Here is a 9,534-nt window from a genome sequence, read left to right on the forward strand (position 1 = left end):
GAAGGCCGTGTGCGAGTCCAGCGAGTCGATGTCGCGCAGGATCTGGCGCGACTCCTCGAACTGCTCGGCGTTGAGCATGCGGCTGCGCATCATGAAGCTGACCGCGCGGCGCGTGTCCATCACGTTGCGGCGGATGCGGCCGTTCAAGTCTTCCTCGCGGGCGATAGCGGCCAGCACTTCACCCGCCTCGGCGTCGGTCACGTTGCTCTTCAGCACGCGAGCGCTGACGGCTTCGAGCTTGTCGTAGATGCCCTCCAGCACGTCGGCAGAGTACTCGGCGTCGGCATCGTAGAGCTTGAGCAGCACGTCCTTGGCGTCCTCGATCAGCGCCGGGATGCGGCGCGCGCGCAGGCGCAGCAGGCGGAACACCGGCAGGTCCTCGTTGTGGATCGAGAACAGCACGTTGTTGAAGAGGATGAAGGCTACGCGCACGTTGCGCGCCTGGCCGTCGTCGTCGATGAGGAAGTCGGAGCGGATGTGCAGCTCGCCGTTGTCTTCCTCGTAAAAGCGAGCCGACTCCTCCAGATCCTCGTCGACGATGTCCTCGGGGATGGTCAGGCCGAAGCGGTCACGAATCCAGCCCTTCTCCTCGGCGCTGGGGCTTTCCAGGTCCACCCAGACCGGGCGCGACTGGGCCAGGTCCTCGGCGGTTTCGATCTCTTGCTGGAAAAGGCCGCCCTTCAGGCGTCCGTTATCCAGCGTGAACACATTCAGCATGCCTCGTCTCCGGCAGCGACAAGCGGGGAGGACGACTGCTGCCGTCCGGGGTGGTGGGGTTCAGGTCAACCGTCTCACTCCGGGCGGGCGGGCCACAGACGGGCCCGAGCGGCGGGAGCGGACGGTCACCGAGGGTGATCGCTGTCCAAGAAGCTCTCCATGGGGGAAATAGCCGAGGATTATTGCACCGTGCAGGGCGTGAAAGAAGCCGCAAAAAGTTGATCCACAAGGGCACAAAGCTTCACCGTCATCCCCTTGTCACGCTGCGGCTTCGCGCGCAAACTGGGCTCGTCGATTTCCCCACTCCCACCCACTCTGCTACTCGAAAAGACCCTCTTCCTCCTCCTCCCTCGATTCCGTTTTTTTCAGTTTTTCCGGTTCGTTTTCCCGACCCATTCCTCTGAAAGGAGGCTTTATGAATCTGACGATCAGTGGCCATCACCTCGAAGTCACGCCGGCTCTGCGCGAGTACGTGCTCACCAAGCTGGACCGTGTGACCCGCCACTTCGACCAGGTCGTTGACATCAACGTCTTGCTGACCGTAGAGAAGCAAAAGGAGAAGGAGCGCCGCCAGCGCGCTGAAGTGACGCTACACGTCAAGGGTCGCGACATCTTCGTCGAGCAATCCCACGAGGATCTGTACGCGGCCATCGATCAGTTGATGGATAAGTTGGACCGTCAGGTCTGCCGTCACAAGGACAAGGTGCAGGATCACCATCACGCCTCGGCCAAGCGCCTCGAGGTCTCGGCATCCTGAGCCCTTGGCTCACCTCACTCGGCGGCCTGCGGGCCGCTTTTGCTTTGTGGGCCGCGTGCTCCCTATGCCGCAGCGTTGTTGCTGCGGTGCCGCAAAAACCCGCATTCGGGGGTCGTCGGGGGTGTTTTCCGCGCCTCTAGAGGCCCTCGACCACCCCAAATGGGCCCGCGGTTCCATAATCCGTGGCTCTGATTGACCCATTGCCCGGCTGCGGCCGCGCCCGCCAGGCGCCCCCGCCGTCAGGTCCCAACCCATGAACCGTCTCGCCGCCATCCTGCCCGCCGACAACGTGTTGGTGCATGTGGATGCGTCCAGCAAGAAGCGCGCTTTCGAACACGCAGGCCTGCTGTTCGAAAACCATCACCAGATGGCCCGCGCGCTGGTCACCGACAACCTCTTCGCCCGCGAGCGTCTGGGCTCGACCGGCCTCGGCCATGGCGTCGCCATCCCGCATGGCCGCGTCAAGGGCCTGAAGAACCCGCTCGCCGCCGTGCTGCGTCTGGCCCAGCCCATCGGCTTTGACGCGCCAGACGACGAGCCGGTCAGCCTGCTGATTTTCCTGCTCGTGCCAGAGGCGGCCACGCAGCGTCACTTGGAAATCCTGTCCGAGATCGCCGAGATGCTGTCCGACCGTGAGCTGCGGGAGCAGCTCAAGGCCGAGCCGGATGCCGCCACACTGCACAAGCTGATCGCGGCCTGGGAGCCGTTGAAGTCGGTCGCCTGATCTCCTCGCCTTGAAACCCACTTCGATCAGCGCCGAGCGGCTCTTCGAGGAGCACCGCGAAGCCCTCCGCTGGGAGTGGATCGCCGGCCATGCCCATCCCGAACGGCGCTTCGACGAGGCCGCCGTGCGCGATGCGCAGAGCGCGGCCGACCTGGTCGGCTATCTGAACTACATCCACCCGTACCGGGTGCAGATCGTCGGCCGTCGCGAGGTCGCCTACCTGAGCCAGGAAAGCACCGAGATCCAGGACCGCCGCATCTCGCGCATCGTCACGCTGGAACCGCCGGTCATCATCATTGCCGACGACACCGTGCCACCACCCCGCCTGGTGGCGATGTGCGACCGCGCCGAGATCCCGCTGTTCCGCACCAACGAATCCGCCGGCCACGTCATCGACCTGGTGCGCGGCTACCTGTCGCAGCTGTTCGCCAATCGCACGACCCGTCACGGGGTGTTCATGGACATCCTGGGCCTCGGGGTGTTGCTGACCGGCGAATCGGGCCTGGGCAAGAGTGAACTGGGTCTTGAGCTGATCTCGCGCGGGCATGGCCTCGTGGCTGATGACGCGGTCGACTTCTTCCGCATCGCCCAGACCGCCATCGAGGGGCGCTGCCCCGAGCTGCTGCTGAACCTGCTGGAAGTGCGCGGCATCGGCCTGTTGGACATCAAGGCCATCTTTGGCGAGACGGCCGTGCGCCGCAAGATGCGCCTCAAGCTCATCGTGCACCTGGTGCGCAAGGAGACGATGGAGCGCGACTTCGAGCGTCTGCCCTACGAGCCGCTGTACGAGGATGTCCTCGGCATGCCGGTGCGCAAGGTCGTCATCGCCGTGGACGCCGGCCGCAACCTTGCCGTGCTGGTCGAGGCCGCAGTGCGCAACACCATCCTGCAACTGCGTGGCATCGACACCTACAAGGAATTCGTCGAGCGCCACCAGCGCGCCATCGACAACGGCTCCGTCGATTGAACTCGTTGAACCGCTTCAGCGACATCGCTCGCCTGCTGGTCCTCAACACGGACAGCTACAAGACCAGCCACTGGCTGCAGTATCCGCCGGGCACGCAGACCGTCTTCAGCTACATCGAGGCTCGTGGCGGCACGCTGCCTTACACGGTCTTCTTCGGCCTGCAGGCGCTGCTGAAGGAGTACTTCACGAAGCCGGTCACGGCCGACGACGTGGCGCTGGGCGCGGAGGTCTGCGCGGCCCACGGGGTGCCCTTCAACCGCGAGGGCTGGCAGCACGTCGTCGACGCCCATGGCGGACGTCTGCCGCTGCGCATCCGCGCCGTGCCCGAGGGCACGGTCGTGCCGGTCAACCACGCGCTTGTGACCGTTGAGAATACCGATCCGGCCTGCTGGTGGCTCGCCAGCTACGTCGAGACGGCGCTGCTGCGGGTCTGGTATCCGACGACGGTGGCGACCCACAGCCACGCCACGCGCAGCCTCATTGCCGACGCCCTGGCGCGCAGCGGCTCGCCCGAGGGCCTGCCTTTCAAGCTGCACGACTTCGGCGCGCGCGGCGTGTCCTCGCTGGAATCTGCCATGCTGGGAGGCATGGCCCACCTCGTGAACTTCCGAGGCACGGACACGATGACGGCCCTGCTGGGCGCCCGCGTTTACTACGGCGAGCCCATGGCCGGCTTCTCCATCCCGGCGGCCGAGCACAGCACCATCACCGCCTGGGGGCGAGAGGGCGAGCTGGACGCTTACCGCAATATGCTGCGCCAGTTCGGCAAGCCCGGCGCGGTGCTGGCCGTCGTTTCGGACTCCTACGATCTGGACGCCGCTGTCAGCCGGCTCTGGGGCCAGCAGCTGCGCGACGAGGTCATCGCCAGCGGTGCCAGCGTCGTCATTCGCCCCGACAGCGGCGACCCGGTCACCGTCGTGCTGCGCACCGTGCGCACGCTGGATGCTGCCTTCGGCAGTGAGGTCAATGCCAAGGGCTACAAGGTGCTGAAGCATGTCCGCGTCATCCAGGGCGACGGCATCACGCGCCTCTCCATCGCGGCGATCCTGGCGGCGGTGGAGGGCGCCGGCTACTCGGCCGACAACATCGCCTTCGGCCAGGGCGGCGCGCTGCTGCAGCAAGTCAACCGCGACACGCTGGGTTTTGCGATGAAGGCCTCGGCCGTGCAGGTCGGCGGCGGCTGGCGTGACGTCTTCAAGGCGCCGGTGACCGATCCCGCCAAGCGCATCAAGGCCGGGCGCCTCACGCTGATGCACAAGGGCGACGTGTTCGCCACCGTGCGCCTGGACTCGCCTGGTTGCCACGAGGCCCGTGCCTCGGGAGCGACCGAAGTGCTGCGTACCGTCTTCGAGGACGGTCACCTGCTCGTCGACGACAGCTTCGCTGCAATTCGCGCGCGCGCTGCCTCGGCCTGATTCAGCTCCGGTTCGGGCAGTCGGTCTTCACGCAGCTCGCGTAGAGGGCGAGCGAATGCTCCTGCAGCTGGAAGCCGCGCTCGCTCGCGATGGCGTGCTGGCGCTCCTCGATGCCGGGGTCGAAGAACTCCTCGACCCGGCCGCAGTTGAGGCAGACGAGGTGGTCGTGATGATGCCCCTCGTTGAGCTCGTACACGGCTTTGCCGGTCTCGAAATGGTTGCGGCTGAGCAGGCCGGCCTGCTCGAACTGCTGCAGCACCCGGTAGACCGTCGCCAGGCCGATGTCGGCGCCTTCGCCAAGCAAAGCCTTGTAAACATCTTCGGCGGTCATGTGGCGCTGGGCTGCGCGCTGGAAGATCTCGAGGATCTTGATGCGCGGCAGCGTCGCCTTGAGGCCGCTGTTCTTGATGTCGCTGGTCTGGTTCTTGGCGGAGGAGCTGGGCATGTCACTGGGGCCGGGGCCGGAAGGTGGCCCCGCTAGAATCCGCCCGATCATAGCCAGCCGAGCCTTCGGCCGGTATTTCGTCCCTCCCGCCCCTCTGTCAGCCGCCCCATGCGTCCCTTGCTTGCCTCTTTCCCGCTGCTTGCGCTGCTTGGCGGCTGCTCCTACCTGCCCACCTGGGCATCGCTGCCTTCGGTCACCGGGGAGAAGGTCCTGGGCCTGGTGACGCCCTACCGAGTCGAAGTCGTGCAGGGCAATGTGCTGACCAAGGAGATGGTCGCCCGCGTCAAGCCTGGCATGTCCAAGGCCCAGGTGCGTGACCTGCTCGGGTCACCGCTGCTGACCGACGTCTTCCACGAGTCGCGCTGGGACTACCCCTTCACCATTCGCCGCCAGGGCACGCCCGCGCAACAGCGCCTGGTCGTCGCCGAGTTCGACGGGGACAAGCTCAAGACCCTGACGGTGCCGGATGACCTGCCGACCGAGAATGACTTCGTCGCCGCCATCAACACCTTCAAGCCCGACGGCAAGCAGCCCAAGCTGGAGCTGAGCGAGGCCGAGCGCACGGCATTGCCGCCGCCCAAGCGCAGCGCGGAGGCCGCGCCGACCGCTGCCGCCGAAGGCCCGGCACCGGGTCGCACCTACCCACCGCTGGACGCCAAGACGGGGTCCGGCACGTGATCAAGGTCGCCGTCATGGGCGCCTCCGGGCGCATGGGCAAGATGCTGATCGAGGCGGTCGAAGCCGCGGACGACTGCACGCTGCACATCGCGCTGGACAAGGGGGCCGACGTTCGCGCGGGCCTGGCCGGCGCTGACGTGATGATCGACTTCACCCGCCCCGAGGCGACGTTGGCCCATCTGGCCATCTGCGCCGACTTGGGCGTCAAGGCCGTCATTGGCACCACTGGCTTCGACGAGGCCCAGAAGGCCGAGATCGCCAAGTTTGCCAAGCGCACCGCCATCGTCTTCGCGCCCAACATGAGCGTGGGCGTCAATGTCGTGCTCAAGCTGCTCGATCTCGCAGCCCGTGCGATGAACGAGGGCTTCGACATCGAGATCATCGAGGCCCACCACCGCATGAAAGTGGACGCACCCAGCGGTACTGCCCTGCAGATGGGCCAGGTGGTCGCCAAGGCTGTCGGCCGCGACCTGAAAGACTGCGCCGTCTACGGCCGTGAAGGGGTCACCGGCGTGCGCGACCCGTCGACGATCGGGTTCGCCACCGTGCGCGGCGGCGACATCATCGGCGACCACACCGTGCTGTTTGCCGGTACGGGCGAGCGCATCGAGATCAGCCACAAGGCCAGCAACCGCAGCATCTACGCCCAGGGCAGCCTGCGCTCGGCGCGCTTCCTGGCCGGCCGCAAGACCGGCCTCTACGGCATGAACGACGTGCTGGGCTTCGCCTGAACATGGGTGGCTTCGCGGACTTCTGGGCCCAAAGCGACCTGGTCGGCCGCGCGGTGGCGCTGCTGCTGCTGGCCATGTCGGTCAGTGCCTGGGCGTTGATCCTGTGGAAGACCTGGCTGCTGCGCCGCGCCCGTCGCGGCCTCGTGCACGCCATACCGGCGTTCTGGTCCGCCGCCAGCGTGGCCGAAGGCCGCAGCGCGCTGCGGAGCTTTGACACCGAGGCGCTCTTGCTGCCGCTGCTGGACGCGGCCACGGCCGAAACCCGCACGGCCACGCTGGAGGCCGCCGGCAGGCGTGAATCCCGCCTGACCCGCCGCCTGCGCGACGCCCTGCACGCGGTACTGGCCCGGCTGCAGTTCGGTCAGGTGCTGCTGGCCTCCATCGGCGCCACCGCCCCCTTCGTGGGCCTGTTCGGCACCGTCTGGGGCATCTACCACGCGCTGGTCGGCATCTCGGCGGCCGGCAACATCACCATCGAGAAAATCTCAGGCCCGGTCGGCGAGGCGCTGATCATGACGGCCGCGGGCCTCGCGGTCGCCATTCCTGCCGTGCTGGCCTACAACGTCTTCGGCAAGCGGGTTGCCGCCTGCGAGGCGGATCTGGAAGGTTTCGCGCACGACCTGCGCGAGTTGCTGGACCACGACTGATGGCGTTCGGCCGCCTCGACAAGCCGGAGGGTTCGCGGCCCATGAGCGACATCAACATGACGCCGCTGATCGACGTCATGCTGGTGCTGCTGGTCATCTTCATGATCACGGCGCCCCTGATGACGGCCTCGCTGCGCCTGGACCTGCCCAAGAGCGAGGTCGCCACGCCCAGTGACGCGCCCAGCTTCATCGCAGTCGCCATCACGCCCGATGGCAAGCTGCATCTGGGTGAGGAAGAGCTGGCGCCCGAGGCCTTCCAGCAGCGCATCTCGGAGCTGGGGCGCGCCAATGCCCAGATGGAAGTGCAGCTACGCGCCGACCGTGCCGTGTCTTACGGCCAGGTGGCCGAGCTGATCGGTTGGGTGCAGGCCGCCGGGTTGAGCCGCATCGCCTTCGTCGCCCAGTCGGCCGCTTCGGCCCCCTGAGCGAAACGTCGTCTCAGAGGCGGCCAATACAATTTGGCGCATGAACGCCAAGACCGAAGCGCCCAGCTACAACCCCAACGAGATCGAAGCCGCCGCCCGTGCCTACTGGACGGAGCGTGACGCCTACCGCGTCACCGAGGACGCGAGCAAGCCGCACTTCTATGCCTGCTCCATGCTGCCCTACCCGTCGGGCAAGCTGCACATGGGCCATGTGCGCAACTACACGATCAACGACATGCTGGCCCGCCAGCTGCGCATGAAGGGCTACAACGTCCTGATGCCCATGGGCTGGGATGCCTTCGGCCTGCCGGCCGAGAACGCCGCGATGAAGGGGAAGCTGCCGCCTGCGCAGTGGACCTACTCCAACATCGCTCACATGAAGGGGCAGATGCAGGCCATGGGCCTGGCCATCGACTGGAGCCGCGAGGTCGCGACCTGCCAGCCCAGCTACTACAAGTGGAATCAGTGGCTGTTCCTGAAGATGCTGGAAAAGGGTGTGGCCGAACGTCGCACCCAGGTCGTGAACTGGGATCCGGTGGACCAGACGGTGCTGGCCAACGAGCAGGTCATCGACGGCCGCGGCTGGCGTTCGGGTGCGCTGGTCGAGAAGCGCGAGATCCCCGGCTACTACCTGAAGATCACGCAGTACGCCGAAGAGCTGCTGTCAGCCGTCGCCAATCCTGAGGATCCCAACTACCTCAGCGGCTGGCCCGAGCGTGTGCGGCTGATGCAGGAGAACTGGATCGGCAAGAGCCAGGGCGTGCGCTTTGCCTTCCCGCACAGCATCGAAGGCGGCGGCGGTCGCCTGTGGGTGTTCACGACCCGCGCCGACACGATCATGGGCGTGACCTTCTGCGCCGTGGCGCCGGAGCACCCGCTCGCCACCGTCGCGGCCAAGGCCCGGCCCGACGTGGCCGCGTTCATCGAAGAATGCAAGGCCGGGGGGACGACCGAGGCCGAGCTGGCGACGCAGGACAAGAAGGGGGTGCCGACGGGCCTGTTCGTCACTCACCCCATCACCGGCGCCCAGGTCGAGGTCTGGGTCGGCAACTACGTGTTGATGAGCTATGGCGACGGTGCCGTCATGGGCGTGCCGGCTCATGACGAGCGCGACTTCGCGTTCGCATTGAAGTACGGCCTTCCCATCAAGCAGGTCATCGATGTCGATGGCCAGGCCTACGACGACAAGAAGTGGAGCGAGTGGTACGGCGACAAGTCCAAGGCGCGCTGCATCAGCTCCGGCGTGCTGGATGGCCTGGGCCACGTGGATGCCGTCAACAAGGTTGCCGAGCTCCTGGCCGCTCAGGGCCTGGGCGAGAAGAAGACCACCTGGCGCCTGCGTGACTGGGGCATCAGCCGCCAGCGCTACTGGGGCACGCCCATTCCGATCATCCATTGCGACGATTGCGGCGTCGTGCCGGTGCCTGAGAAGGACTTGCCCGTCGTGCTGCCCGAGGACCTGATCCCGGACGGCAGCGGCAACCCGCTGAACAAGCATGCGGGCTTCCTGAACGTCGGCTGCCCCAAGTGCGGCAAGCCGGCGCGCCGCGAGACGGACACGATGGACACCTTTGTCGATTCGTCCTGGTACTTCATGCGCTACTGCGACCCGACCAACGACCAGGCCATGGTCGCCGAGGGCACGCAGTACTGGATGCCGATGAACCAGTACATCGGCGGCATTGAGCACGCCATCCTGCACCTGCTGTATGCGCGCTTCTGGACCAAGGTCATGCGCGACCTCGGCCTCGTGAAGGCCAGCGAACCCTTCGAGAAGCTGCTGACGCAGGGCATGGTTTTGAAGGGGGCCTTCTTCCACAAGCCCGAGGGCGGCGGCAAGGACTACTACTGGGACCACGAGGTCGACGTCATCCACGACGACAAGGGCGGCATCGCCGGCGCCACGCTGAAGAAGGACGGTACGCGCCTCGAATACGAGATGACGACCATGTCCAAGTCCAAGAACAATGGCGTGGACCCGCAGGCCCTGATCGACCAGTACGGTGCCGACACGGCCCGCCTGTTCGT

At 66.4% G+C, this 9,534-nt stretch carries 11 protein-coding genes; 9 read left to right on the forward strand and 2 right to left on the reverse strand.

The window, feature by feature from the left end:
* On the reverse strand, positions 1-717 hold a 717-nt coding region (locus tag VGF12_RS19690), incomplete at its 3' end, for a CorA family divalent cation transporter (protein WP_331177750.1).
* Between the two features lie 415 nt (positions 718-1,132).
* Here VGF12_RS19690 and hpf point away from each other — a divergent pair.
* The 4 genes from hpf (at position 1,133) to VGF12_RS19710 (ending at position 4,580) form a co-directional block, all read left to right on the forward strand.
* Positions 1,133-1,474 carry a ribosome hibernation-promoting factor, HPF/YfiA family gene (gene hpf / locus VGF12_RS19695; RefSeq protein ID WP_293500614.1) on the forward strand — a complete coding sequence of 114 codons (342 nt, stop codon included), beginning with the start codon at positions 1,133-1,135 and terminating at the stop codon, positions 1,472-1,474.
* Between the two features lie 253 nt (positions 1,475-1,727).
* Positions 1,728-2,198 (forward strand): PTS sugar transporter subunit IIA, encoded by a 471-nt coding sequence (locus tag VGF12_RS19700; RefSeq protein ID WP_331177751.1) that lies wholly within the window; start codon positions 1,728-1,730, stop codon positions 2,196-2,198.
* A 10-nt stretch (positions 2,199-2,208) separates the two neighbouring features.
* Positions 2,209-3,165: an HPr(Ser) kinase/phosphatase gene (gene hprK, locus VGF12_RS19705; RefSeq protein WP_331177752.1), complete on the forward strand. Its 957-nt coding sequence runs from the start codon at positions 2,209-2,211 to the stop codon at positions 3,163-3,165.
* Entirely contained in the window at positions 3,162-4,580 is a 1,419-nt protein-coding gene (locus tag VGF12_RS19710) for a nicotinate phosphoribosyltransferase (RefSeq protein ID WP_331177753.1), read from the forward strand. Before hprK ends, VGF12_RS19710 begins: the two co-directional genes overlap by 4 nt.
* A 1-nt stretch (position 4,581) precedes the next feature.
* Here VGF12_RS19710 and fur read toward each other — a convergent pair whose 3' ends face one another.
* Complete coding sequence (fur, locus tag VGF12_RS19715) at positions 4,582-5,025, reverse strand: ferric iron uptake transcriptional regulator (RefSeq protein WP_331177754.1); 444 nt, start codon at positions 5,023-5,025, stop codon at positions 4,582-4,584.
* Between the two features lie 108 nt (positions 5,026-5,133).
* On the opposite strand from fur, the gene VGF12_RS19720 reads away from it, so the two are divergent.
* The 5 genes from VGF12_RS19720 to leuS all read left to right on the forward strand — a co-directional run.
* Positions 5,134-5,703: an outer membrane protein assembly factor BamE gene (locus tag VGF12_RS19720; protein WP_331177755.1), complete on the forward strand. Its 570-nt coding sequence runs from the start codon at positions 5,134-5,136 to the stop codon at positions 5,701-5,703.
* The gene (gene dapB, locus VGF12_RS19725) at positions 5,700-6,434 is read left to right on the forward strand and encodes a 4-hydroxy-tetrahydrodipicolinate reductase (protein ID WP_331177756.1); all 735 of its coding nucleotides are present in this window, start codon (positions 5,700-5,702) and stop codon (positions 6,432-6,434) included. The genes VGF12_RS19720 and dapB overlap by 4 nt, the downstream gene beginning before the upstream one ends.
* Before the next feature lie 2 nt (positions 6,435-6,436).
* The gene (locus tag VGF12_RS19730; protein ID WP_331177757.1) at positions 6,437-7,081 is read left to right on the forward strand and encodes a MotA/TolQ/ExbB proton channel family protein; all 645 of its coding nucleotides are present in this window, start codon (positions 6,437-6,439) and stop codon (positions 7,079-7,081) included.
* Complete coding sequence (locus tag VGF12_RS19735; protein WP_331177758.1) at positions 7,081-7,506, forward strand: biopolymer transporter ExbD; 426 nt, start codon at positions 7,081-7,083, stop codon at positions 7,504-7,506. Before VGF12_RS19730 ends, VGF12_RS19735 begins: the two co-directional genes overlap by 1 nt.
* 40 nt (positions 7,507-7,546) lie before the next feature.
* Positions 7,547-9,534: leucine--tRNA ligase (gene leuS / locus VGF12_RS19740; RefSeq protein ID WP_331177759.1), on the forward strand; the 1,988-nt coding region annotated here is incomplete at its 3' end.

Source organism: Roseateles sp. (assembly GCF_036404855.1).
In the GTDB taxonomy this organism is placed as follows: domain Bacteria; phylum Pseudomonadota; class Gammaproteobacteria; order Burkholderiales; family Burkholderiaceae_C; genus Pelomonas.

Bases quoted from the DNA above. Each gene is read 5' to 3' on its own strand.
- VGF12_RS19730 (WP_331177757.1), top strand. From the start codon at position 6,437: ATGGGTGGCTTCGCGGACTTCTGGGCCCAAAGCGACCTGGTCGGCCGC.
- hpf (WP_293500614.1), top strand. From the start codon at position 1,133: ATGAATCTGACGATCAGTGGCCATCACCTCGAAGTCACGCCGGCTCTG.
- VGF12_RS19735 (WP_331177758.1), top strand. From the start codon at position 7,081: ATGGCGTTCGGCCGCCTCGACAAGCCGGAGGGTTCGCGGCCCATGAGC.
- VGF12_RS19720 (WP_331177755.1), top strand. From the start codon at position 5,134: ATGCGTCCCTTGCTTGCCTCTTTCCCGCTGCTTGCGCTGCTTGGCGGC.
- fur (WP_331177754.1), bottom strand. From the start codon at position 5,025: ATGCCCAGCTCCTCCGCCAAGAACCAGACCAGCGACATCAAGAACAGC.
- VGF12_RS19700 (WP_331177751.1), top strand. From the start codon at position 1,728: ATGAACCGTCTCGCCGCCATCCTGCCCGCCGACAACGTGTTGGTGCAT.